The following is a 24,300-nucleotide window of genomic DNA, read 5'->3' on the forward strand; positions in this document are numbered from 1 at the left end:
CTTAGTCTACGCTGTTTTCTTTTATATCCCCCTTCACGAAGAACGAGTAGGGGGGGGATATAAAGCTCTACCTTTGCGATTGTACTCATAACTTAAACATTAAGTTTTTTGTTTACTGGCAGATCGCGAATTCTGGTTCCTGTTGCTGCAAATATCGCGTTGGTCAATGCAGGGGCTACAGGTGGCACACCAGGCTCACCAACGCCTGCTGGAGCAGAGTTGGCACTCACTACCGTTACCGAAATGTCAGGGCACTGCCCCATACGAAGTACAGGGTAATCATGGAAGTTGGACTGCTTAACCTTCCCATCTTCAAAGGCTACCTCTCCCATCATCGCCAAGCTTAAGCCAAAAATCACCGCGCCCTCAGTTTGTGAGACAACTCTATCAGGGTTAACAACAAGTCCAGCATCAATAGCTGCAATTGCTTGCAGTACCTTAAGGTTTGTGTTTTCCACCTCCACCAGAATCGCTATAGCCACATAGCTATTAAAGCTTCGATGAACGGCAAAGCCCCAGCCTTGATTTGGCTGGTTATGTGTAAATTCAGCCATATTCCTTTCAACAATATCAATCACCTGATGGTAGCGACCAATATCGACTGGGTGACGTGATAGATCCTCTCCGTAGTTCCCGTATTTGAACTCTTGACCGGAAAAGTCGATATGCCTAGGTTGGCCCAACATTTCTTTCCACATCTTTGGGCATGATACTTTGGCATTGTGTGCCAGTTCATCCACGAAGCTACCAATACCAAAGGCGTGTTGAATATTACTCACTGAGCGCATCCAGCCGATACGGGTATGCGCCAATGCTTTAACCGCTTCACAACGATGACTTGGCACAGTAAATGGAATGTCGACAAAGCCAAGGTCCAGCTCTCCAGCGGACGGGTACTCCACGTTCTCGGCAAAGGTAGTGCTAATGGATGGAAAGGCGGTACGTTGTAGTATTGCCGTTGGCATTTGATCGCTATCAAGTTTTGCTTGATAAAATTGGGCACTAATTGCGTGCATGTAGCCGTTTTGGATATCGTCCTCGCGGCTCCAGCTAACTTTAACCGGCCGTCCAAGCTTTTTAGACAATAGTGCCGCTTCCACACTAAAGTCAGGCTTTGACTTCCTTCCAAAGCCGCCCCCTAATAGCGTGACGTTAACTTTCACTTGTTCGTCATTGAGCCCGAGGTTTGTTGCTACATTTTGCTGCGTACTTTGCGGTGTTTGTGTTGATGCCCAGATTTCACAGCCATTTGGTGTAACTGAAGCTACAGCAGCAGGAGCTTCCATCGGTGCGTGGGCCAAATAGGGCACTGTGTATATGGCTTGCTGGGTAGAGTCCTCCGGCCAATCGGTGTTTTCAACTCCTTGTTGGCGAACTAATTTACCAGGCTCCTTGACCCTCTGAATTAACGACTCCATAAAACTTGTGCTGCTGTGGCTATCATTCTTACTGGCAGTCCAAGTTATTTCTAATGCTTTACGCCCTTGCAAGGCACTCCAGGTGTTAGTAGCAATAACTGCTACACCACCTAAAACTTGAAACTTAGGTGGTCCTTCGGGCACAGGTAATTGAATCACATCCACAACCCCGGGAACCTTGCGAGCCAAGGTATCATCTAAACTTTCTACATCACTACCGAGAACCGGGGGCCTGCTTATACTGGCATACAGCATGCCATCTATTTGAATGTCGTAGCCATATCTAGCTCTTCCGGATAGCATATTATCCATGTCGACAATCTTGTGAGATTTGCCGATATGTTTAAAGTCCTTGTTTTCCTTCAGTTTCACGCGGTTCAATTCTGGTATGGGCAGTTTCGCAGCAGCAACTGCTAGCTCTCCATAACTAAAGCTTCTGCCCGACTTTACATGCACAACTTTATGATTCCTGGCTTCCACTTCTCCGACAGGCACTTGCCATGAGTCTGCTGCAGCTTGTTCCAGCATAGTCCGAGCTATTGCCCCCATTTGTCGCATTTTGTCATAATGCTTACGAATACTGCGTGACCCATCGGTATTCTGGCTTCCATAGCGCTTATCGGCTAACCCTTGAATCACAACGACATGTTGCCAATCAGCCTCAAGCTCATCAGCGAGTATCTGAGGTATCCCGGTTCTAATACCTTGGCCCATCTCTGAACGATGACAGGTAAGATAGACTTTATTGTCTTCGCCAACAGCAACAAACAGGTTTAACCTCGGCTCCTTTCCTTGTGCTATGGCCATCGGACTCCAGCTCATCCCACTTGCACCTAAAGCTAAGCCCCCGCCAGTTGCTCCAAATAGTTTAAGTACATCCCGGCGGCTGAAATTTTTTACGGCTGTAAAGCTACTCATTATTAAGTTCTCTTTTTAGCGGTGTCTTGAATAGCAGCTCGAATTCGTGTGTAGGTACCACAACGGCAAATATTTCCAGCCATGGCAGAGTTAATCTCTTCATCACTTGGTGATGGGTTTTGGGTCAATAGCGCGGCAGCAGTCATAAGCTGGCCAGACTGACAATAGCCACATTGTGGAACGTTATTGTCGCTCCATGCTTGCTTCAATTCAGCAAATTGCAGCCCCTCGATGGTAGTTACTTTCTTGCCTTTGGCTTGCGAAACCGTCGTTAAACATGCTCGCGTCGGCGTTCCATCCAAGTGGATTGTGCAGGCTCCACACAATCCAGCACCGCAACCATATTTAGTGCCTGTTAGTCCAAGCAAATCTCTGATTGCCCACAAAAGTGGCATCTCTGGTGCAACATCTAGTGCGTAACTTTCGTCGTTGATGGTTAAGGTTAACTTCTTATCTGACATTACCCGCTCCTTGATAATCCCGCTAGTAATTGCGTATCGGTGGCGAAATCGCTTCTTTTCGTTAACTGGCTCTGACTTGGAAATCTAACTATCGCAGAGCTAGTTTTACGGAAGTACTTATGTAAATTGATACTCTCACTAAAAACTGAAAATAAGCCCTAACTGAGATTTTCCTAAATCATTTGTTGCCATTTTTCTATATCAGCTCTACGATCTATATCTATGGCGACACCCTCGATCTCAACAATTGATAAAGCATCAAGATTAGATTTCTTTTTCAATAAGTGCTTTGCGCCCGTATCGCCTGTGAGAGATGCGAGATCAGTAAAATCTGAGGAGTTAAATACTGCAGGTACGCCAAAACTATTTTGATATTGGGCGCAGCAAGTTTGCCCATATGACTGCCACACAGTGATTAATTTTTGATAATCATCCAAAGTTACGCCTATGTGATCAGCCAAGGCAATTAGCAAACCATCTACCTTAAGGGCCTCGGCTTCGATAACTGCTTCTTTAATAGAGCTTGCAATACCACTTTGCCAGTTAGTGTTAAATCGCCGGTTCACATCGGAAGACAACAAATTAGCCAGCTTCTCTTGATGCGCTCCCAGAACTACCAATAACTCTACTTTTAGCCCGGTTGATGTTTTTGTGTTTAGGCTGGTTAGTTTATCAAGCGTTTGCAACAGCAGAGGCTGACTCTTAATCTTCCCATTTGAGTCAATCACATCTACTGTTGCTTGTAATTTAATACCATTAAATCTGCGGCTTTCTCCGGCAGCGAGCAATGCTACCAGTATCCGTTTTGAAGGTTGTCTAGCTGTCTCCCGGATAAATTTATTCACGTTGCGACCTTGTCTAGAGGTAACAATCTAGCTTGATGCAGTACTCCGTGACATTGAGCCAGGATGCTCAAAGCAATGGACTCAGGTAGCTCACCACCTAATGCTAAACCTGCCGGTGCGGAAAAGACACCATAGAAATCACTTACTTTTATCCTCGCTCTATCAAGAACTTTATCACGTCTATGTGGAGGGCCGAGCAGCGCAACATAGTGTAGCTTCGTCAGGCTTACGGCTTGTAACGCCTTCGCATCCAAGTCCAAGTTGTGGTGCATTACAATCGCCGCATCGAACTGACTCAGCAGCGATGTAGTCAGCTGTGAATAGGGTTTCTTTAGAATACTTGCACCAGGGAAATCGTAATGACGGGCAAAACTTGCGCGTTCATCAATCACCGTAATGTGCCAGCCTAGTTCTTGAGCAATTTTGACTACTGGCTGAGCATCTAACCCGCCACCAAAAACAGCAATATGGAAGCGGGGTAGGCAGGGAATAATTAATCTCGGATGCAGAGCATCTGCTTTTCCATTTTGTAGTGATAAGGTAGCTTTGGTAGTGCTACCAATCTGGTAGCCCATTGCTTCTGGGGCAATAACTCTCGCAACAAGATCTCTTGAATTGGTATTTTGAATAGGTAACTCCAGTTCGTAGAAAGCGGAGTTTCCCGAGTTCAAATATTCTAAAAGGCAATGTAACTGAAGATATTGGTTTCTATGCGTGAGGGGAAATAAAATTAGTTCTACAATGCCACCACAGCCTAATTGATAGCTAGCATCCGACTCATCACTGGCATCGTAAATCACTTTAATCGAAGTATCATACTGAATAGCGCGTTGAGCGTATCGTTTTAAATCGGCCTCTAAGCAACCACCACTGACTAGGCCAATACTCTTACCTAGTGGGTGAAACAACATCATCGCTCCCGCCTTACGATAAGCTGAGCCCTGAACTTTTGTGATTACGGCAAGTACCCAGTCATCCTCAGGCGATGCCTGCCATTCACTTAATAGGGCTTCAATATGGTGCGACATAACTCTGTGCTCGAATACATGAAAAATGACCTACAAACCTATTTGGAACCCAGTAAACTGTAAAACACCACAATTTAGCGATACTCCAAGAATGTGAATAAAATGCAAGGTCGTTCCCAGAAAATGCGGCAGCTGTGCTGTTAAGCGCGATAGTCGGAAATTGATGTGTGCTTTCGTCTAATAATGGGCTGCTTCTATAAGGGTAGAATCTGAGGCGAGGCAGTGGAGATTTGTCCTAAATGGCCCATATTCGATTATTTTCTATTTTGGCCGCCTCTGAAATAGTGGTGCCAGCTCACTAGCTTGTTCCGAGTCGAATCAGTAACTTACTTCCTAGTGATTCTTTGGGTAAGGAAAGGCTTAGTGCGTAGAGGTTTTTGTAATTGATCATTGGTAGAAGAGTAAAGCAAGGAAAAAGGGTAATAGATGTAGAATGGAAAATTACATATTAAGCTGCTAGTGCTGGGAAACCATTGGTTACGTCAATACTTATAAGGTTAACTAAACGTTAGTATTGCAATGCCAGGAAAAATTTGAGATTTATATGAATTCTATCGATAGCCGGTCTTGTTTAAGCGATAAGTAGTGTTTGATTCAAAGGTTGTAACAGATAAGGTTAGAATGCGGTGAATTTTAAGTCCGTTTAGTTGTGTTTTGTGGTGTGCCATATAAAGATAAATTGATAAGGATGATTATGAATACCAAGTCGATTCTCAATTTTCTCATCGCAGGTATCATATTATTTGGTGTTTCAATTCTTGCTGAAAATAGCGGTATTCTAAAGCATGGGGTATTAAAGGTGTGGAATTATCTATTTCGCCGTATCGTGAAGTTCTTGGCTTGAGTTATGTAGTTGATGGGGAGTAATTGTGAAATTTACACAGAGTTTATTAGTTAAGTATTGCCTTGTTTTATTGTTCCTTTTCTACAGTGCGGTAACTCTGGCACAGAACAATAAAATAGATTATTTGGACATTTTGATTCTTGATGGAAAAGTTATCGATGGTTCAGGTAATCCATGGATAAAGCAAGATGTAGGAGTGGTCGATGACAAGATAGTCTTTGTAGGGAACGCTGATAGTCTTAGGAGCAAGGCTAAATTAACCATTAATGCTGAGGGGTTATATGTTACTCCTGGGTTTATTGACATGCATAGCCATGCAGATCTCAATGACCCGCAGGGCAAAAAAATGTTGCCCCAGATCTTTCAGGGCGTGACCTCGGTAATTGTTGGTGTAGATGGATTTGGGAAAAATGATGTTCTAGAGCAATATAAAATCGCTGAGGGGGGAGGTGAAAGGCTCAGTGATACCGGTGTCAATATAGGAACCTATGTGGGTTTTAATCAGGCTCGCTTGAACGTTATGGGGATGAATGATAGACCTGCCAGCAATGAAGAGCGTTCAAAAATGACGCAGTATCTTGAAAGTGGTATGCAGCAAGGTGCTTTTGGGGTCTCAACGGGTCTTTTTTACCGACCGGCTTCTTATGCCTCAACAAAAGAAGTGATTGAATCCCTGTCATTCTTAAATAAGTATAAAGCTATTTATGATACCCATGATAGGGATTTGGGGGCAGTTCTAAACGGTATAGGATACGATGCTTCTGTTGCTGAAGCTATCAAAATTGGTTCAGCAATAGATGCAAGAATTATCTTTAGCCATTTTACTCCACAGGGTAAGCATAACGACGGACGAGCTAACGTAGGGATAGACTTGATCAATAATGCCAGGGCGGATGGTGCTCAGGTATTTGCTGCACAACATCCATATACTGCAACGCAGAGTTCATTGCTGGCTTATACTATTCCAGACTGGGCCTTAGCTGGAGGAATGACATCTTTACTTGAACGGTTACAAAGTAAAAATCTCCTAAATCGTTTACATTCAGAACATAGGCAGATGCTTGACATTCGTGGTGGTCCGGAAAAATTATTATTTACTGATAATAATAAAGACCTCAATGGCAAAACGTTAGCACAAGTATCCGAGGAATTAAATCTAACAACTTTAGATACTGTACTTCATATTGCTAAGGAACAAAGAGATGCTTCTGTGATGAATCTTGAATTATATGATATGGATAATATTCGCTTATTAGCAACACAGGAATGGATGATGACGAGCTCGGATGGAGGCTCACACGCTGTGCCAGGCCAGCGTGCACATCCTAGAACATTTGGAGCGTTTGCTAAGAAGATAAGGCAGTTTGTTGTTGATGAATCTCTGATTTCTTTACCATTCTTGATTAGGGGGATGACAGCATTGCCCGCGAGTTTCTTAGGCATTCAGGATCGGGGGCGATTGGCTCCTGGATATTATGCCGATATTGCTATCTTTGATTTGGATCAGGTCAATGATCGAGCAACCTACGAAGATCCGCAGCAGCTCGCAGAAGGGTTTATTCATGTATTAGTTAATGGCGAGTTGGCCTTGTACCACGGTGAGATAAAGAGTACAGATTTAGGACAGGTTTTACTTAGGCACCAGCCGCTAGTGAATGAAATGCCAACTGCACTACAAGTTGAAGAAAATCTCTTAGGTGCTTTTGGAGGGAAGGATTTATTACATAAGATTGAATCTTTAACGTCTACAATAGAGTTATCTTCAGAAAGCAAGCCGTCGCGCACAAAAATTCAATATTTAAATTTTTTAAATGAATCCATCGCTGAATATTCAGGTCGTGAAAATGTAATTCACTTTGGAGTAGAAGGTCAATACGAACTATATCAAGGTGGCAATTCAATTGACCCTGAGTCAGCTGCCTATATTAGCTTAAATAAGAAGGATAATTTGCTTCAGGGATTATGGCTTAATTTCCTTTATTTTCTACGTGACCCATCGATGGAAGTGCAGGGTCCATTTGATGTGCCTGAGCACAGAAGTGAAAGCTGGTGGAAGCTCGTCTCAGGGGGAAGGATTACCCCTTTACTTGGTATAGACCCTGATACTGGGTATATTAGAAAGGTACTTTATAAAAATGGTGTTTATGTTGAGGAGTTTGATTATAGAAGGATTGAGCCAGGCGTCGTTTGGCCACATCAATTTAAAGTAATAAATAATGGTAAAGTTAGCCTGAGCGGTCGATACAGCACTTTAAAGGTTAATTCAGGTTCAGGGTTTGTGGAATTACCATCTTGGTTCCCTGAGAATTAGTTTACTAGGAAAACACATTGCTTCTCGCCTATGAATAGATAGTTGGCTACGGTTGACCCGAGGGTGAGCCTTGCTTGTATTAATTAGGATTTTGATTGGCAGTGTGTTTTCCACAACAGTGGTAATTGGAAGGTCAGGATTGAATTGGTATATGTGAGTATTTATCGTCTTAAATTATAGTTTGGGCTTTTGCCTTATAGTCAGGATTGGATAATTTAGAAGTCCAACCTCAGGTAAGTCAGCCTCCTTGTATGAGAAATTATTCACCAATATTTATTAGCTATAGCTCCATGCGAACAGAGATTTCTCTCAATAAAGGCGATAGCTTTGAGCTTTCGCAAAGTCCACTACCTAGCATGCAAAGCCTACATCGTCACCTATGTCTCCACTTTAGTATCTGTTTCATCTACTAAGCTCTATACCCCTTTAAAAGAGCATGGCTTTTCATACTTCATTTCGATGGCTTTTTGCTCGCGATATTGGCCGAGTAATGAGATACCTATTCCGGACATAATAATGATACCCCCAATGATTTGAGCGAAGTTGGGAACCTCTTGCAGGATAAGAAATGCGAAGAAAGTACCGGCTACGGGGGTAATGGCTGTCGCGATAGAGATATCAGCAGAGCTCGCCCCTCCTTGGAGTCCTTTAAACCAGGTGATCTGCCCAAAGACAATAATGATTGCTCCGTATACAAGCATCCATACCCAGAGGAAAGGAGAGAAAAGGTCGTCAAAGTGGTGGGGGCCAAATACAGAGAGGACAATAATCGAAAACAGTATCACCCCTGCAAGCATACGAAAAACTGAGAACACGCCAATAGGGACGCGATCCAGCAGTTTCCGGCTTGCCTGAACTGCAATGACCCCTAGGAGTGTGGCTAAAGCGGTTAAAATTTCTCCAGCTTTGGGGAGGTCTTGAAGAAATTGGTTCATGGCTGGATTTCCAAGATTAAGCATTTTCATACTCATTGGATCGTCCATCGGGGGTTGGTGTAGGGCAAAAATTGCAATAACACCAACCGTTACCACAAGGGCGCCCACTATTGAGAACACGGTAGGCCTCTCCCGGAACATCAGATAAGCGAACAAAAGCCCCAAGGGAGCATCTAGAGTTGCAATTAAAACGACATTGGTCACTTCTGTGAGCATCAGAGCAATAAAGAAGAAAGCGGGGGCAAGAACTCCAGACATCAAAATAAGCACGAACATGTAAAACCAGTCTTTGAAAGGATACTGCTTTAAGATGCTGAGGCGCCAATCTTTTCTATAGATAATTAAAAGGGTGATACCCGCCAAGAGATTTCCAGCGAACAAGAGGTTGCAAAAAGAGATAGGGTTGTTTCCATTAATGGGGTGGCTGGCACCTAGCTCCCCAATTTTCGCAACGACCGCGTTGGAGGCAGCAAAAATTAGAATCGAAATCCATAACCAAAATCGAGTACTTTTTACGGAGGGCTGATTTTCCATCTCATATCCCTTGAGCGCTATGGTAAGCCTTAATGAGTTTACCTCACCCAAAGCAAATTGCGCCTTTACTATCTGGTTGTTAAGGGGAGCTAACTCTGATCTGGGTTAGTTTAGACCAAATCCAATAGTTGTCGGGAAAAGAGAATTTTATTGAACATAACGATATTGGAGTTTTTTATCTAGAATGCAGACGTTGGTAGGTATTATCTTTGTTTTAGCAACTTACTGGATAGAGTGTGTCTATGCAATTCATCCTGAGTATATGGAAGTAAGATCTTTACCTACTTTACTAGCATTGAGGTTCTGTAAGTTTACCGTATGGTGAATTAGATTGCGCATTTACTGCTCTATTGGCATGTTACTATTAGGTATAAATATAGTGATAATACCTCAACGCAAAGTGTCTTTTCTTAGGTGTCATTCCATTTTTACTTAATCCTGTTAATTCCTAATTTACTTGCGATTAGAGTGTCTAAACTGAATTTTCCAGGGCCCGTAATTATTAGCCATATGAATAAAATAATATATAAAACTTGAGGTAAATAAAGAAACCAGCTCATCCAATCTAATGGTCCAATATCTTTAGGGATGACACTTTCTATTTCAACGGTAGTAATGGCAACAATCATTACAAAAGACAGGATGACGGCGACAAGTGTTGACAGTAGGCCTACTATTAAAAGTAACCCTCCGAAGAACTCCACAGAAGCTAAAAAAAATGCCATAAATTCATGAAAGGGAACTCCTATTTCATTCATTAAGTTTATAAGATCTGCATGCCTCTCAGGGATAAATAGCTTGTTGTATCCTGATACTGAAAAAAATAATCCCAGTGATACTCGCGTAATTAAAATATGTAACCACTCCCATCCGGGATTGCCGACGAGTATTTTTTTAATTAGAGGAGAGGATTTTGTAAGCATCTTTACGCTCCAGTAGAGTGTTTTTTGCGCCTGACCTTGGATGGCCTCTATTTTTCATATAGTTACATATTGTTTATATTTCTGTGTTGTATATGAGCAAGATCTAATTGAATAGCTGAATCAGTCATTGTTACTGTACTTTTGTAAATTCTGGAGGGGTTGAGGTTTCACCGATAACAGTCGGTATAGTAGACATCTCTTTATTAACAAGCAAAGATAATGAAAGCGATGCTTTGCATGACAGTAATTCATTCATTCCTCATCCCAAATGAACCATTTGGGTTCGTGCGCATGCTGGATTACCACGAGCTAGCGAGATGTTTAAAACAAAAGATACGATATCCAGATAACTAAAACATATTAGCTTACTTACACGCCAGGGCAAGCGAATTGATACTTGACCATAGTGATTACGCCAAATAGATAGCCCTCGACAATTTGGTTAGCTAACTAACCATACTTGGTAGGAGCGTAAGATTACTTTATATAGCTAGCCAATATTTACTGATTATTATCAGTTAAGGGAGCTTATAAGAACTCAAAATTGTTTTATAAAATGTTGGATATTAATGGAGGAGCTGAATAGTATTCGTTACTAATTAATTTACTTGCTGAGTATTGAAAAAGTCCTAAGCTTGAAATTGGGGCCTATTGGTGACAAGCCGACTACCGTTACATGCTTTTGAGTTTCTTTCTAGATATCTTATAGTGATATATGACGTTAATATCACCCAAAATTTGTATTTATACCAACTCATTAAGTGCTTTTTTATTCTATCCGTAGTGGCATCTATACCATAAGAGCTTAAGTCCACAGTAATGAGATATGTGTGTCTTTTGATAGGATATACCTAGAAGATTTTCTTGTTCGGAACAGAGGCTATCAACCTGTAAAAAGTTATAATCTGCAAGCCTGGCTGTAGAGCCTGGTATTCATTTGTTAACAAGCTTTTCTGAAGCAGGGTATCATCATGTTGTTAAAGGTGAGTGGGGTGGAAAGGAATCTGAACATGAGGAAAGCTAGCGGTTTTTCTGGAGGTTCTTGACAAGAAGGCAGTTCACTTGCTGGATTTTTCATGTGTTAGATGTACATGACTTCGCTATCGTCTCACAGTTACGATGACAGAATAGCTGTAGTTATCACAGCGTTGGCAAACAAGGATTGAGGTAATATTTAAGTTGGAAGATAGAATTATTGGATCTCTCGTAGGGTTAGCTTGCGGAGATGCTGTAGGTACTACGCTGGAGTTTGAGGTACGAGGTACGTTCGAGCCAATTAAAGATATGGTTGGAGGCGGCCCTTTTAGGCTACAACGTGGAGAATGGACAGATGACACATCTATGGCTCTTTGCCTTGCTCATAGCCTCTTAAGCAAACTCGACTTTGATCCAGAAGACCAAATGAATCGCTACTGTAATTGGTATCAATACGGGTATATGAGTAGTAACGGACGATGTTTTGATATCGGAATTACCGTATCCAAGTCCTTAGAGCAATACCTTCAAACTAGAGACCCATTTTCTGGAAGTATAGATATACGGTCATCTGGAAATGGATCGCTAATGAGGTTGGCACCAATACCTATTTTCTTCAGTAAGAGCGAAGAGCTTTGTATCAAATATGCTGGAGAAAGCTCAAGGACAACACATGGGTCTTATCTTTGCATAAGCTCTTGCCGGATGCTTTCACTATTGATTTATCGAGCTTTTAGAGCGGGAAGTAAAGATGAAGTTTTTGATGGGTTAGATCCAACTGATTATTGCGAGGAACTTCGATCACTAACCAACAAGGATTTCTCCGCACTTGGCTATAAAGAGATAAATGGCAGTGGATATGTGATAGAGAGTTTGATTGCGGCTGCTTGGTGCTTTTATCATGGAAAAAGTTTTCGCGAGTGTATCCTTTTGGCTGCAAATCTCGGTAATGATGCAGATACAACTGCGGCTATTTGCGGGCAGATGGCGGGTGCTTTTTATGGGTACTCCAACATTCCAGTTAATTGGCGAGAGGAGATTGTAATGTCAGCTGAGATAAGACAGCTGGCGATCGACTTATATCATGCAGGTAGGACCATCTAACCAGGATATAAATCTCGATTTAGCCACTTGTTTGGCTTTCAACGGGTCTGCGACATAATGTACGTTATGCTGATGATGGTGGAGTGAGTACGGTAAATACACTTATATGCTGCTACCTAAAAGGGTAGTGGCGCTTCCTTAGAGTTTGGCCCTCTATTCGGCTTGATGCTTTGGATAGTCGACTACCCGCTTTCATTCCGTGTAGTTCCTTCCTTCGTGGGAGATGTGAGAATTGAGGGTATGAATGCCTATCTTGACTTGATTGCCATTCGCTTTTAGGAAGAAAAATCTAGTTGTTTATCACTGAAACTCTGGATATGAGTATTCATTCTTTGAAGAATGCCTGGGGAGTTGGTTCTTGTGGACTGAATAAACTGGAGGTGCGGAGGAGGACAGTTTGGTAGGCTTTAGAATTATAGGGAACCGTGATATATAGTCGCTACTTGTGAGTGAACTGTTATATTTTAGAAGTAGATTAAGGAGTATTAATGTGGACGGAAATATCTATGAACAGCCCACATCTGAGCTTGAACGAAACCTAGTATTTTGTAGAGACTGCGGGTCCCAGATTTCAAGAACGGCACCCTCTTGCCCAAGTTGCGGTGCGGCTCAGCAGGTAGGCGGCAAAGGAAAAGTGGCTGCAGGGTTGCTGGCTATATTCTTAGGTGGCTTTGGTATTCATCGATTCTATCTAGGGCAGTGGTGGGGATTGTTCTATCTTCTATTCTGCTGGACGGGAATTCCAGGACTAATCTCCTTTATCGAAGGAGTTGTGTTCTTATGCACGTCTGACGAGAAGTGGTTAGATAAATATGGGCATAAAAGTGGAGGTTCTGCATTAGTTTTAGTGCTTATACTCTTCTTTGTAGTAATACCTGTAATTGGAATCTTAGCTGCGGTTTCAATTCCTGCATATCAAGACTATGTTGAGCGCGTTCAGCTAAAACAATTAGAATCTCGTTAGCTTTTAATAACTTAATGACGGTCTCTCTTAGTGGAGTCGTCATTAAGGCTCAATGGGGTTACATAAATAGATTTAGATCTTGGAATTCAAATGTTTTCACGACCTTAAATTCCTATAGGGTTCAACACTTTGGCTCACTCTGTGAGTGGCTCGGTAAAATACAGTTAAGAACAGTATTACATTAAGCATATGGCAGTAAATGTGAAGATCACAACTAGAGATGAACTTGTTGATTTTGTAAATCAAGGCAATAGGGTGAAGTATATCTTTTTCTGGGGGCACCAGGAAAAAGGAAGCCAAGTATCAAAGAGCTGTTTTAGTCAGTGGTATGAGTCAAAGTTCGTAGAAGATGGAAATAGATTTATCACTGCAGAGCATTACATGATGTACCATAAGGCGAAGTTATTTGGTGATGACAGCGCGTGCAAGAAAGTTCTCCTTGCGGGCACTCCTGGAGAGGCTAAGGCAATTGGTCGCGGGGTACTTGGGTTCCAGCAAGAAATATGGAATGAGAAACGATTTGAGATTGTAGTAAATGCTAATCTGGCCAAGTTCTCTCAAAATTCTGAGCTAAAGCAATTTTTGCTTAATACAGAAGACAGAGTATTAGTTGAGGCTAGTCCAGTAGATAAAATATGGGGCATTGGTCTGGCCCAAGATAATTCTGCGTCAGAAAATCCCAACGATTGGAAAGGCCTTAATCTTTTAGGGTTCGCACTTATGGAAGTGAGAGCCAGGCTAACAGGCATCTAAAATAGCTTGTGGGTGTAGAATAGGGGAAGGTGGGTGCCGAGCTGTCAGTACGAGGTAACTCCTCGGATCACACAAATGCATAGTGCCAAAATTAATTAAGTGCTCTAGTTTCTAGTTCTTTGTTTAACTCACCTCTTCGCTCAGCAACGGGATTTCCAAGTCGTGAACCTCTAAAGCCAAATCAGCATAAGAAGTTCACGATAACCAACCCAAGTAGCCTTAGATCCGTGGTAGCCACATTCCCATCGTAGCGGCAAAAATACCAATGGTCATAAACACGGTCAGCGGCACTAATGTACTGACAAACGCAATCTGGGCACCCTGTGCGGCTCCACGCTTTTGACAGTGAAAATACCATTCCAGCATGGCCAGTGGGAGCAGGTATTGGCCGAAGCCCAGTGCATATAGGAAAGGCCCGGTAAAGGATTTCCAGTCAATCCCCCAGCCGCCGGTTAGCATTGCCCAGCCCATCAAGGCTACACGAAAAAACCACACTGCACTTGCTGCCATAAAAAGGCGCAAGGCCCAGCGGCGGTGCTCAGCAATGCGTCTGGCCATCGCAGTCTGCACTGCCAGAAAGGCAAATAACAGAATCAGTATGCCGTCCATTGTAATGCTGATCTGCGACACCAGGTTGCCAACGGTGTGCCGCGTCCAGGTCATGTAGAGCCCCGCAATACTGGCGATGACAGCGGTCAGCAGATAGCTGCGTCCCAGCCAGCGGTGGAAGTTAGGGGCATGGCGTCGCACCGAAGGGATCAGCTGAAGTGGACCACCGCCGATGACAATCGCGGCCAATAGCACGTGGCTCACCGAAGCCAGGTTGCCTAAGATATCTCCCTCGCGGAAGCCTGCCGGCAGATGTAGCCCTTTCAAGCCGTGCACTCCTGATTCGGCAATGGGTGGGTAGAAGACGGCCAGGATATAGGCGAAGAAGATCGCATGGCCGATAGCCGCGATGCAGAACCAGGTTTTTACCGACAGGTTAACTGCCCGCCGGGTATCGAGTGGTCGCGGTAGTGTTTGGCTGAGTACAGCGTCGTTCATGGGGTTCTCCAGGCGATTATGGTCCGCATTGGGTCTGAATGTGCTTGCCGAACATGTTCTGCTTTTTCAGACCTACGCACATCGGCCGCAGGCAGGAATCGAACTCCCCCAAAAGGTGGAGAGTTTGCCGTATCCGTCTCCCCCGAAAGTCCCATGACAGCTGGCTGTCCCTGGTTTAGCATGCGGAAATGAAATCTTCGTCCCTAAGTACGCCTGCGCCGAATCCGCCCAATACCAGCACGGAACTGCCGAAGCTCCCTATGTGGCGGCCCTTACGTGGGCCGTTTGAGCGATGGCCGCACCTGACCGACTTGTTTATTGCGTTGCTTATGTTCTTGCTGACGCTTTTGATGTGGTCGCGCAACGGCTCCCCCGAAGTACTATCCATGCAGAGCCTGTGGGATGTTGTTGCTTTCCAGTGTGCATTCGTTGGCTCCTTCGCTCTGTTGTGGCGTCGCATCCACCCTTGGCAGGTACAGGCCGTTATTCTCGGCGCAACAATATTGCTGGAGCTGGGTTTGCCGGCAGATGGCATCGTGGCTATGGCGATTTCGCTGTATAGCCTAGGTCGTTACGAGGCCAATACCCGGGCCAGCTTTTTTGGCGTTTTCGTGACGCTGGTTTTTGTGGCGCTTGACCAGGGTATTCCGGTTCAGCCAACTGCAGCAGGCACAGTAACAGTGATGCTGGTATGGGCGCTGTGGTATATCGGCCGCCGGCTGCGCTTTCGCGGCGAATATCTGCGCTTGTTGGAAGAGAGGGCCAAGTATTTGGAGCGCGAGCGCAATGCCGAATCTGAGCGCGCAGTTGTAGCCGAGCGCACTCGAATCGCCCGTGAGATGCATGATGTGGTGGCGCACCAAGTGAGTCTTATGACTGTGCAGGCCGGTGCCGCCAGAGCTATCAGCCGCAATAACCCGCAAGCTGCCAATGAGGCTATGGCTTCTGTAGAGGCGGCTGGCCGTCAGGCCATGGCAGAAATGCGTCATTTACTCGGTGTACTGCGACCGACTAATAACGAGACTGCGCTCACTCCGCAACCAGAACTCGGCGATTTGCCAGATCTGATTGAAAAGGTCCGACAGGTGTTAACCCAGGTTGACTACGAGGCCAACGGCGCACTGGAGAAAGTGCCAACCAGTGTCGCGCTCGCCGCCTATCGTATTGTTCAAGAATCCCTCACAAACGCCATCAAGCACGTCGGTGCCGCAGTGCGGGTGCAAGTGAGTGTGCGCGCAGACCACGGCACTCTCACAATTCGAGTGCGCGATGATGGAAATACTCTCGGCGAGCGGCCCATGAGGGAAATAGCTATTGATGGTCAGCCAGGCGGTGGGCACGGCATCGCGGGAATGCGCGAGCGTGCGGAACTGCTCGGTGGCTATCTGTATGCGAGGGTAGTCGATGGTGGCGGTTTTGAGGTATATGCACAACTACCTACAGGAATGGTGAAAACATAATGTTGCGAGTGATGGTAGTGGACGACCAGGCTTTGGTGCGACGCGGTTTTGCCCTGATTCTGGATAACCAGCCCGATATCGAGGTGGTCGCCGAGGCCGGTACCGGCCTCGAGGCAATTGAAGCCGCGCGAGTGTACCAGCCGGATATCATCTTAATGGATATTCGTATGCCGGAGATGGATGGGCTGGAATCCACAGCGCGCATCCTGGAAGCTAGTGATGCAATTTGCCGTGTCATTATTTTGACTACGTTCGATCCTGATGAATACGTGTTTCGTGCGCTGCGGGCTGGCGCCAGTGGCTTTGTGCTAAAGGATATTCCCCCAGAGGCGCTGGTACAGGCAGTGCGCACCGTAGCAGAGGGCGGTGCAATGCTTGCACCGGGCATCACCCAACGCCTGATTAGCCAGTTCGCACAGAAATTGGGAACTGGTCGCAATCTGGCAAAACGTCTGGAGCGCCTGACCACCCGGGAGCGTGAAGTACTGGAAGCCATCGCCGCAGGCAAGAGTAATGCAGAGATTGCCGAGACCCTATTTATTGGCCCTGCTACCGTGAAAACCCACGTTTCCAGTTTGCTGTCAAAATTGGAGGTGCGCGATCGTGCGCAGGCAGTCGTATTCGCCTACGAATGTGGCCTGGCCACCGTGGGGGAGCGTGATGTTGGCTTCTAGATCAAAGCCCGCTTTGCAACGCAATGCACTTTATCGCCTTGCCGCCTGTGGCACTGTGGTTCTGGGGCTGTTTCTCTTCCTTGGAGCCCAGGGCCACTTTGTTGCCATCTGGCCTTTGGTAACCAGCGATGGGACTGGTTTAGCCCGTCGTTTGATGTTGATGTTACCCGGTGTGATGCTCGCCGGCACGGCGGTGTTGAACCTCCTGCTTTGTAAACCACTTTGGCAAGAGCGTCGCTATGCCCTCAACGTTACTCTCGCGGGTAATTTACTTACTACGAGCTATTTGTTTTACCTAATGATACGCGGGGTTCCCAATCACCCTATTGGTATATTTCTCGCATTGGAGATGTCTTTTGTATTATTGCTCCTAGTAACAAGAACTGGACTGGTATGGCCTATGTCAGCAGAACCGTCGGTTGAGAGGGACATTTAGCAGCACAAGCGCTCGGCGAGTTTCGCTGACATTCAACACCATAAACCTCAAGGTGTTTTAATCAAAAACAACTCCATCGGTTAAAGTGCTTTTGGTGGAGCATCACTTTTTAAGACCTATTTCAAGTAGACTTGAAGCGAACCCTTCCGATAACTTCATGGCTGTTTCGTCGCAGCTCATTTGATAGCTTTCCGAGAAAATTCTCCAGAAGCAACGTATGGTTTCTTTTCAGTTCCAGTTCTGCGACTGAGAAATTTGTTCTAATTTGTAGGTAAACTAGCTCTTTGGGGCGGAGTAGGTGGGCGCGGGATTAGATGATATGAAAGGGCCAGCGGATTAAGTGCTTAATTACCCGAGGGAGGAGAGTGGAAGCGGTTTTGGTGGCTATACTTTATTACGTATAGCAGCTATTTCAATAGCTCGTTAACCTAAACTAGAATCTCTAAAAAATATAGAAAATGGAAAGGGTAGAATTATAGCGGGTCTTGTCCAATGTCTGACTTGAACATCCGTATCAGTTACAGCGGGCTTTTAATTCTCAGAACTTTTTGTGTAATTCGACTAATGAGCTATGAAACTAGATAAAAGCGTGATATATAAGTTTCTGATGGATTAACTGTTATACATCGGAGTGTATTTGAGCATCAAGCGAATAAATCTACTTTCTTGTGCTGCTTTTATTTTAGCTGGTTGTAGTACCGGGCCATACTTAAAACCGAGTGCTCCAATAGGATGGCACAGCACCGAAAACCCGGCATGTTATGGGGCTGAAAAAGTACTAGAGTTCAGTCTTCCTGATTACGATTGGCTGATATTTAGAGTCTTGGCCAAACAACCTACAAAGCGTCACCCAGAAGGTACAAAGTTAATTGCCTATGTAAGGCCTGTCTTGTATAGACATCCTGAGCCAAATGGCACTTGGTCATTATTTCCCTCAGAGCAAGAAAAGAAGACTAAAGAGAGCTTAATCGCCGAACGCAAATCCCAACATGTCGAGATCTCATTCTCAAGTGCTGTAGCTACTATCATTTTTCTTGATGGTAGTGAATCCCAAGTTGAGCTGCCATTTTTTCAACAGCCATACCAAATACCATCTGATGAGTCTTATGGGTTCTGGGGACCTGAGGTAGTAATATCTCCTGAAAATCTGGAGTATTTTACGGTAAAACTGCCGCCTCTATTTGTAAATGGTGCAGAAGTTACAATCCCGCCAATCGAATTTAAAGTCAGCGAAAGTACATATGTTCCAGTGCTAAATTGTTAAAGAATAGCGCTTGATAAGTAAAAGTAGAAAATTCTCTACACTGCTACCTTGAGGGTAAATAGATATGAGTAATGAGCTTCCAATTTAAAATATTAGTGTTAATTATATTCTTCCTGTTTGGGGGGATTATGGTGTATGTCGACTCCTGAACTATGATAAGGGATGGATTGAAGCTATTGAGCAACTAGAGCACTACAAAGACTAAAGTCTATTACAGTACCATGTCTTCCAAGTATAAAAGCAGCTGGCTACATACACTAATGAATTCCAGCCCAAAAACTACCGTTTGTACCATGCTGGGTACACATTGTTTCGCCTGGATAAAGGCTTGATATTAAGATTTTGAAGGAGTTCAGAGGTTGTTAAATGGAAAAATTCAACGAAACAACTTTTGTTCTTATTAATCAATTTGCAGGAAAAAGTGCAATTTTAGATACTGTTTTAATAGCTGCAGCAGAGGTCATGCCTTATATTTTTATGCTCGTGATGCTCTATCTATGGTTTGATCCAAGTATAGAAAGAAAAAGGTCCAGCCTGAATTGCGGGTTGTCTGTGTTACTCGGTATGTTAATGAGCTATATTATTTCTATTTTTTATTATCATTCTCGTCCATTTGTGAATAATCTCGGTACGCAATTAGTAGAACATGCGCCGGACTCTTCATTTCCTTCAGACCATACTACGTTTATTTTTTCGATAGCTATAGTGCTTCTATTTAACAAATCAACTAGGGTAATCGGTGCTGTTTTGTGCCTGTTGAGTGTTGTTAGTGGCTTATCCAGAGTTTTTGTTGGTGTTCACTATCCTTTAGATATACTAGGTGCCATTTTGGTAGCAATTTTCTCATCAGTTGTCGTATTTAAAATACAATATAAAACTCAATTCCTTTTAAATTTTTTGGTTAAAAAGTTACCTGGGAAGAGAGTCGGTTAGAACTAAAAGTAGTTGATGCTTCTCTTGCATTTATAATATTTACTTTCTATTTTATATACCATACATTGGGTTAGGGGGCTGTCATTTATAGTGAAGAAATAGAAGTGGAGTTTTCATTGTTCCTCTCGATTAATGGTATGCTGAACTGGATTGATGGAAGCGATGAGATCGTGCGAACCTCAGGTAGGAAATCATAAGGGTTTGTGTTTCTGAAGCTTGGTTAACAGTCGGTTGATATGGATTCCTCCATTTTGTGGTTTTTAATTCCAGCCTCTTTCCAAGTTAGTACGGCTGAGTGGTACACATAACTTGTTCTTACTTAATTTTAACATCCATAGGGGAGGTCTGCTTTAGCTCCTTAAGAAAGATATGTATCTTACTTGTTTACTCTCAAAGTAAAGAGTGGGCATGTGTAAAAATTGGAGAGGAATAGTTTTTTGTTGGTAAACATAGGTGCCAACTTAATACGATTCCTTTATCTATCGCTCTTTTTACTGTAGGGACGAGAAGCTTTAGAATTATAGGTAGGCATGGTATATAGATACTGCTTTTTAGTTAATAGTTGTAAGAGGACCGCATGAATAAGGAATTTCTAGACCACATAATTTCGTATATATATTTCCCGTCTTTAGGAGCGTTGCTGTTAGCTACGCTTTTTGCTCCGATAGGACTGAAGGGATTGTCAAAATTCTCTAAATTCGCCCGTTTTTCGGTTGGTGTTTATTTAAGTATCACAATTGCCGCTTGTTCTGCTTTGCTCGCATTTTCATATGGAGGTTGCTTCGAGAACTGTTCTGAGAGCGTAGACGATGAGATTGGTATTTTTATTGCTAGTATAATCAATTTTATAGGTGCAGTATTTGTATTTCGCTTCCTTTCAAAGAACTGGCCTAATAAGCAAAAGCAAGGCGCTGCATAAATGTACTCTGGCTTAAGGCATTAGCTGTATAAGGTAAGCTATCGCTGCGTTACTACTTGTGTTTGTGATTCATGTCGCTATTGAACTCATGTATGGTAAATGCTTGCCGTGTTTCTTTTTCAAGTTGGAAGTGGTTTTATAATCCAGCGCTATACTCGCTTCCGGCATATTCGTGCCTATATAGCTGAGATTGGCGTTATTCGGCACAAATTATTCATCTCTTTCGCGAGAATCAACCAATGAGAAACTTAGCCATATTAGTATTTCAAACACTTGACGGAGTAATGCAAGCACCGAGTTTGCCTGAGGAAGATTTTTCAGGTGGCTTTAGTCATGGAGGCTGGGCCAAGGATTATTGGGATGAAGTTATGGAGCAAGTCGGAAGGGAGGCCATGGCGGAACCTTATGATCTGCTATTAGGACGTAATACGTACAATTTATTTGCCACAAGTTTTTCAAATGCCAAACCTGGAAATCCAGCTGCAGACAAACTTAATCAAGCAAAAAAGTATGTTGTAACATCAGGTAGTGATGATCTCACATGGAATAATTCATTCAAGCTAAAGGGGGCAGATGCGGTCGTCGAGATAACCAAAATTAAGAAAATGAATGGGCCTTTACTACAAGTTCATGGAAGTTGGCAGTTGGTGCAGTCACTTCTAAAGCATAACTTGGTAGATGAGCTTAGGCTTTGGACGTTTCCAGTAGTTGTTGGAGAAGGGAAGCGACTGTTCGAAAGCGGTGAAATTTCATCAAAATACAAACTCATCAATTTTGCGAAGTGCCCCTCAGGGGCTTTTATGCATTTTTACAAATCACTGGATGGCAGGGCTATTTAAAGAGCGTTGTTAAATAGAAAGCTCACTCATGCGACTATCCTTGCTGAGATTGTTGTTGAAATAAAAGCAATATTTTCGAATTTACTGCGAATTTATCAAAATGATTAGGTTATATAACCGTAACGATCTGCCTACTATATTGGACATTTGGTTGCAAGCTTCTATTCAAGCTCATGATTTCATGCCTTCAGATTTCTGGGAGTCACAGTTAAGTGATATGAGAGATGTTTACATTCCTTCATCAGAGACATATGTCTATGAGGTGGAAAGTAAAGCAGTAGGCTTTTACTCACTTAGTGGGGATACGCTTGCAGCTATATTTGTTTCTCCCTCTCTACAGGGAAGAGGAATAGGCAAACAGCTCCTTAACCATGCAAAGTCAAAAAGAGATAGGCTGATACTTTCTGTTTACAAAGAGAACGCTTCTAGCTATCAGTTTTACTTGTCTCAAGAATTTAAAGTAGTAAAAGAACAAAGAGATGAGCATACTGGTCACCCAGAATACTTAATGAGTACTAAAATATAAAAAGGAGTTCAAGTCGGCTTAACTTCTGTCGTTTAGCGCGACGTTATGCATAAGGCGAGAATAAGATATCTCAAATATGAAGCCTGAAGAGAAGAATTGTATAGAGAAAAGAGTTAGGAATAGGATCATAGAGGTTCTAGAACTTTTCTCAGATGAATTTAGATTTGATGTTGCAATCGCTAACCTTGAGTTCTGGAGTGATTGGTTTGATGCTAATTCAATAATTCAATTTGATAAAGCGGTATTTGTGAGAGAAGAAATTGAATCTTTATTAGCTGTAAATAAATTCTGGGAGAGAGTTCAGCCAGATTCGAAACCGTCCTCTCAAGAGTGGTGTGATCTGCTATTTGAGTCAAAGCATGCTTTAAATATATTTCTCAAACGTGGTAAATTTTATGAGTAATCCTTTTAGTTTATTGTTGCTAACGTCAGTCATACAGCTTACTTAAGGTTAAAGTAATAATACATAAAATATATACTAGCTTTATTCGCTTTGGCAATTTCACTTGATGCCTATTCTACGAGTTGTTGGACATCATTCCATGACAAGGCAGTTTCACGTGAAAGAGGTACTTCTGAAATAGAGTTTGTTGTTGATAGAAGCAGAATAATTTTTATAGGTAGCGCTGAGAGTATTGGAAAAGAAGTAATCGTTGAGGGTAGTGGTAAGGGCGGACATGTTTTAGAAGTAGTCACTTTGTTCGATGTTGAAGAGTCAATAAAGGGAAAAATCGCAGGTAAGAAGCTAGTTACTTCTGGTAATATTTGCTCTTGTAAATATGATTTTGAGGCTGGAGTGAGCTATTTAATCTTTTCTACTGATAGAAAGGGGATCCTGTACCTGGACAGTTGTGTCTAGCAATACTTAGTCTCTAGCCTGGTCTCGACTACATCCTTATATATGACATCTGTTCACAGATGCCTCGTGTTAGCTATTATTTGGTCTCATTTGGTACATTCGCAGATATCTTCACTTTGGACCAGCAGGGAATTGTGCGGCGTGGTTGTATACTATTACTTGATTTCTATTCACTTTCTGCTCTATGACAGATACATTTGTGCCGACTCTTCAGCTTTTACTAGTTCGCTGCTTTGTACCAAAGTATTCGATACCGGATGCTGCTCCAGCATACAATTGATCTTGCTTTGACAGGCAAGCTTGGTACGTATGCAATAGGTGTACCTGGAAGATAGTAAGCGGAGAATAGGGAGGTCCCATTTCGAAATCGCTACTAAGGCGTTTTTGATGGTCGTGATCCGGGCGATTTTATTGTGTGCGATTGGGCAGGCATATTTTGTAATTGTTGATAATCGTGCTATATAAACTCTGCTTTTGAATTTACTATTAGGCGCTCAATCAACTTATGCATGAACTTAAGCAATTAGCAAAGCAGATACTAAAGGAGAGTAAGAACTTACCTTTTTCAGTATATTCCTCATATAGAGAACAAAATATTTTCAGTGTTCCTATTGTTAATCCGACCTTGATATGTGTGCTTGATGGATGCAAAGAGCTGGGTGGTGACAGGCAAAAGAGTTGCTCAACAGGGGAGTTTATATTTTTATCTAATAGCCCTAAAATTGATATGCGAAATATCCCAGGTGATTCAGAATACTTCGCATTGCTTATTGAGTTTGAATACAATGATTTCGATAGATTAACGCTTGCAAGAAACAAAGAAGAAAAATATTTTACGGGAGATATAGATTCTACTTTAGAGTTAGCCCTTCATCAGTTTATGGAGTGGAGTTCTTCCGTTCCTTTTGATCTATGGCATATTCGAAGACAGGAAATATTACAAACACTACTCCATTTGGGATACCAGGAAGTAGCTTCTGTTTTTGAATCGACAAGTGTAAGCCAAAAATTATATAAAATTATCAGTGAAAACCCAGCTGCGGACTTAAGAGTGGATATGTTGGCTTCAAAATTGTCAATGAGTGAGTCAACATTAAGAAGAAAGTTAAATAGCGAAGGTACGAGCATTAAAGTCATTATAGATGACATCAGGCTTGGATTGGGGTTGCACTTACTTCAAACGACTTTTGAGCCAGTAGGCCGTATATCAGAAAGATGTGGCTATAAATCCCAGTCTAGATTTTCAGATAAGTTTAAAAGATCTTTTGGTATAACTCCTATAGAGCTGAGAAAAACACGAGTGAACGTTTGAGGCGAAAGTTTGCCTGTT

The 24,300-nt window shown here is 43.0% G+C and carries 22 protein-coding genes; 15 read left to right on the forward strand and 7 right to left on the reverse strand.

The window, feature by feature from the left end; all coding sequences use genetic code 11:
• Positions 1-92 precede the first annotated feature (92 nt).
• The 4 genes from ACJJIM_RS07735 to ACJJIM_RS07750 all read right to left on the reverse strand — a co-directional run bounded on the left by ACJJIM_RS07735 (position 93) and on the right by ACJJIM_RS07750 (position 4,670).
• Entirely contained in the window at positions 93-2,336 is a 2,244-nt protein-coding gene (locus ACJJIM_RS07735; RefSeq protein WP_444912883.1) for a molybdopterin cofactor-binding domain-containing protein, read from the reverse strand.
• A gap of 2 nt (positions 2,337-2,338) precedes the next feature.
• Positions 2,339-2,797 (reverse strand): (2Fe-2S)-binding protein, encoded by a 459-nt coding sequence (locus ACJJIM_RS07740; RefSeq protein ID WP_444912884.1) that lies wholly within the window; start codon positions 2,795-2,797, stop codon positions 2,339-2,341.
• Positions 2,798-2,970: 173 nt separating this feature from the next.
• Complete coding sequence (locus tag ACJJIM_RS07745) at positions 2,971-3,642, reverse strand: nucleotidyltransferase family protein (RefSeq protein ID WP_444912885.1); 672 nt, start codon at positions 3,640-3,642, stop codon at positions 2,971-2,973.
• Positions 3,639-4,670: an XdhC family protein gene (locus ACJJIM_RS07750; RefSeq protein WP_444912886.1), complete on the reverse strand. Its 1,032-nt coding sequence runs from the start codon at positions 4,668-4,670 to the stop codon at positions 3,639-3,641. The genes ACJJIM_RS07745 and ACJJIM_RS07750 overlap by 4 nt, the downstream gene beginning before the upstream one ends.
• Positions 4,671-5,539: 869 nt before the next feature.
• On the opposite strand from ACJJIM_RS07750, the gene ACJJIM_RS07755 reads away from it, so the two are divergent.
• Entirely contained in the window at positions 5,540-7,825 is a 2,286-nt protein-coding gene (locus tag ACJJIM_RS07755) for an N-acyl-D-amino-acid deacylase family protein (protein ID WP_444912887.1), read from the forward strand.
• A gap of 416 nt (positions 7,826-8,241) precedes the next feature.
• Here ACJJIM_RS07755 and ACJJIM_RS07760 read toward each other — a convergent pair whose 3' ends face one another.
• Both ACJJIM_RS07760 and ACJJIM_RS07765 read right to left on the reverse strand, forming a co-directional pair.
• Entirely contained in the window at positions 8,242-9,294 is a 1,053-nt protein-coding gene (locus ACJJIM_RS07760) for a DMT family transporter (RefSeq protein WP_413665550.1), read from the reverse strand.
• Positions 9,295-9,722: 428 nt separating this feature from the next.
• Positions 9,723-10,217 carry a DoxX family protein gene (locus tag ACJJIM_RS07765; protein ID WP_444912888.1) on the reverse strand — a complete coding sequence of 165 codons (495 nt, stop codon included), beginning with the start codon at positions 10,215-10,217 and terminating at the stop codon, positions 9,723-9,725.
• A 1,179-nt stretch (positions 10,218-11,396) separates the two neighbouring features.
• Between ACJJIM_RS07765 and ACJJIM_RS07770 the strand changes: the two genes are divergently transcribed.
• The 3 genes from ACJJIM_RS07770 to ACJJIM_RS07780 all read left to right on the forward strand — a co-directional run bounded on the left by ACJJIM_RS07770 (position 11,397) and on the right by ACJJIM_RS07780 (position 14,013).
• Positions 11,397-12,296, forward strand: a complete 900-nt coding sequence (locus ACJJIM_RS07770; protein WP_413665553.1) for an ADP-ribosylglycohydrolase family protein — start codon at positions 11,397-11,399, stop codon at positions 12,294-12,296.
• A gap of 490 nt (positions 12,297-12,786) precedes the next feature.
• Positions 12,787-13,260 carry an NINE protein gene (locus tag ACJJIM_RS07775; protein ID WP_444912889.1) on the forward strand — a complete coding sequence of 158 codons (474 nt, stop codon included), beginning with the start codon at positions 12,787-12,789 and terminating at the stop codon, positions 13,258-13,260.
• A gap of 201 nt (positions 13,261-13,461) precedes the next feature.
• Positions 13,462-14,013 carry an NADAR family protein gene (locus ACJJIM_RS07780; RefSeq protein ID WP_444912890.1) on the forward strand — a complete coding sequence of 184 codons (552 nt, stop codon included), beginning with the start codon at positions 13,462-13,464 and terminating at the stop codon, positions 14,011-14,013.
• A 219-nt stretch (positions 14,014-14,232) separates the two neighbouring features.
• On the opposite strand, the gene ACJJIM_RS07785 is transcribed toward ACJJIM_RS07780, so the two are convergent.
• Positions 14,233-15,060, reverse strand: coding sequence for a DUF2306 domain-containing protein (locus ACJJIM_RS07785; protein ID WP_444912891.1), 828 nt, complete (start codon positions 15,058-15,060; stop codon positions 14,233-14,235).
• 188 nt (positions 15,061-15,248) lie between these two features.
• Between ACJJIM_RS07785 and ACJJIM_RS07790 the strand changes: the two genes are divergently transcribed.
• The 11 genes from ACJJIM_RS07790 to ACJJIM_RS07840 all read left to right on the forward strand — a co-directional run bounded on the left by ACJJIM_RS07790 (position 15,249) and on the right by ACJJIM_RS07840 (position 24,282).
• On the forward strand, positions 15,249-16,520 hold the full coding sequence (locus ACJJIM_RS07790) for a sensor histidine kinase (RefSeq protein ID WP_444912892.1): 1,272 nt from the start codon (positions 15,249-15,251) through the stop codon (positions 16,518-16,520).
• Positions 16,520-17,194, forward strand: a complete 675-nt coding sequence (locus ACJJIM_RS07795; protein ID WP_413665557.1) for a response regulator — start codon at positions 16,520-16,522, stop codon at positions 17,192-17,194. Before ACJJIM_RS07790 ends, ACJJIM_RS07795 begins: the two co-directional genes overlap by 1 nt.
• A complete protein-coding gene (locus ACJJIM_RS07800) occupies positions 17,181-17,630 on the forward strand; it encodes a hypothetical protein (protein WP_413665558.1) in 450 nt (149 codons plus the stop codon). Before ACJJIM_RS07795 ends, ACJJIM_RS07800 begins: the two co-directional genes overlap by 14 nt.
• A gap of 637 nt (positions 17,631-18,267) precedes the next feature.
• Positions 18,268-18,894: a hypothetical protein gene (locus ACJJIM_RS07805; RefSeq protein WP_444912893.1), complete on the forward strand. Its 627-nt coding sequence runs from the start codon at positions 18,268-18,270 to the stop codon at positions 18,892-18,894.
• Positions 18,895-19,260: 366 nt separating this feature from the next.
• Positions 19,261-19,827, forward strand: coding sequence for an undecaprenyl-diphosphatase (locus ACJJIM_RS07810; protein WP_444912894.1), 567 nt, complete (start codon positions 19,261-19,263; stop codon positions 19,825-19,827).
• 577 nt (positions 19,828-20,404) lie between these two features.
• Entirely contained in the window at positions 20,405-20,746 is a 342-nt protein-coding gene (locus tag ACJJIM_RS07815; RefSeq protein ID WP_413665561.1) for a hypothetical protein, read from the forward strand.
• 239 nt (positions 20,747-20,985) lie between these two features.
• Positions 20,986-21,585, forward strand: coding sequence for a dihydrofolate reductase family protein (locus ACJJIM_RS07820; RefSeq protein WP_444912895.1), 600 nt, complete (start codon positions 20,986-20,988; stop codon positions 21,583-21,585).
• 100 nt (positions 21,586-21,685) lie between these two features.
• A complete protein-coding gene (locus ACJJIM_RS07825; protein ID WP_444912896.1) occupies positions 21,686-22,111 on the forward strand; it encodes an N-acetyltransferase in 426 nt (141 codons plus the stop codon).
• A 76-nt stretch (positions 22,112-22,187) separates the two neighbouring features.
• Positions 22,188-22,514: a hypothetical protein gene (locus ACJJIM_RS07830; RefSeq protein ID WP_444912897.1), complete on the forward strand. Its 327-nt coding sequence runs from the start codon at positions 22,188-22,190 to the stop codon at positions 22,512-22,514.
• Between the two features lie 90 nt (positions 22,515-22,604).
• Positions 22,605-22,970, forward strand: coding sequence for a hypothetical protein (locus tag ACJJIM_RS07835; RefSeq protein ID WP_413665565.1), 366 nt, complete (start codon positions 22,605-22,607; stop codon positions 22,968-22,970).
• Positions 22,971-23,475: 505 nt separating this feature from the next.
• Positions 23,476-24,282 carry a helix-turn-helix transcriptional regulator gene (locus ACJJIM_RS07840; RefSeq protein ID WP_444912898.1) on the forward strand — a complete coding sequence of 269 codons (807 nt, stop codon included), beginning with the start codon at positions 23,476-23,478 and terminating at the stop codon, positions 24,280-24,282.
• Positions 24,283-24,300: the final 18 nt, after the last annotated feature.

It is taken from the genome of Microbulbifer maximicatervae (SeqCode) (genome assembly GCF_052467615.1).

Excerpts from the sequence above, each read along its gene's own strand:
- ACJJIM_RS07800 (WP_413665558.1), top strand. The coding sequence starts at position 17,181 with ATGTTGGCTTCTAGATCAAAGCCCGCTTTGCAACGCAATGCACTTTAT.
- ACJJIM_RS07810 (WP_444912894.1), top strand. The coding sequence starts at position 19,261 with ATGGAAAAATTCAACGAAACAACTTTTGTTCTTATTAATCAATTTGCA.
- ACJJIM_RS07740 (WP_444912884.1), bottom strand. The coding sequence starts at position 2,797 with ATGTCAGATAAGAAGTTAACCTTAACCATCAACGACGAAAGTTACGCA.
- ACJJIM_RS07795 (WP_413665557.1), top strand. The coding sequence starts at position 16,520 with ATGTTGCGAGTGATGGTAGTGGACGACCAGGCTTTGGTGCGACGCGGT.
- ACJJIM_RS07790 (WP_444912892.1), top strand. The coding sequence starts at position 15,249 with ATGAAATCTTCGTCCCTAAGTACGCCTGCGCCGAATCCGCCCAATACC.
- ACJJIM_RS07760 (WP_413665550.1), bottom strand. The coding sequence starts at position 9,294 with ATGGAAAATCAGCCCTCCGTAAAAAGTACTCGATTTTGGTTATGGATT.
- ACJJIM_RS07820 (WP_444912895.1), top strand. The coding sequence starts at position 20,986 with ATGAGAAACTTAGCCATATTAGTATTTCAAACACTTGACGGAGTAATG.
- ACJJIM_RS07750 (WP_444912886.1), bottom strand. The coding sequence starts at position 4,670 with ATGTCGCACCATATTGAAGCCCTATTAAGTGAATGGCAGGCATCGCCT.
- ACJJIM_RS07735 (WP_444912883.1), bottom strand. The coding sequence starts at position 2,336 with ATGAGTAGCTTTACAGCCGTAAAAAATTTCAGCCGCCGGGATGTACTT.
- ACJJIM_RS07785 (WP_444912891.1), bottom strand. The coding sequence starts at position 15,060 with ATGAACGACGCTGTACTCAGCCAAACACTACCGCGACCACTCGATACC.
- ACJJIM_RS07840 (WP_444912898.1), top strand. The coding sequence starts at position 23,476 with ATGCATGAACTTAAGCAATTAGCAAAGCAGATACTAAAGGAGAGTAAG.
- ACJJIM_RS07825 (WP_444912896.1), top strand. The coding sequence starts at position 21,686 with ATGATTAGGTTATATAACCGTAACGATCTGCCTACTATATTGGACATT.
- ACJJIM_RS07830 (WP_444912897.1), top strand. The coding sequence starts at position 22,188 with ATGAAGCCTGAAGAGAAGAATTGTATAGAGAAAAGAGTTAGGAATAGG.
- ACJJIM_RS07765 (WP_444912888.1), bottom strand. The coding sequence starts at position 10,217 with ATGCTTACAAAATCCTCTCCTCTAATTAAAAAAATACTCGTCGGCAAT.
- ACJJIM_RS07815 (WP_413665561.1), top strand. The coding sequence starts at position 20,405 with ATGAATAAGGAATTTCTAGACCACATAATTTCGTATATATATTTCCCG.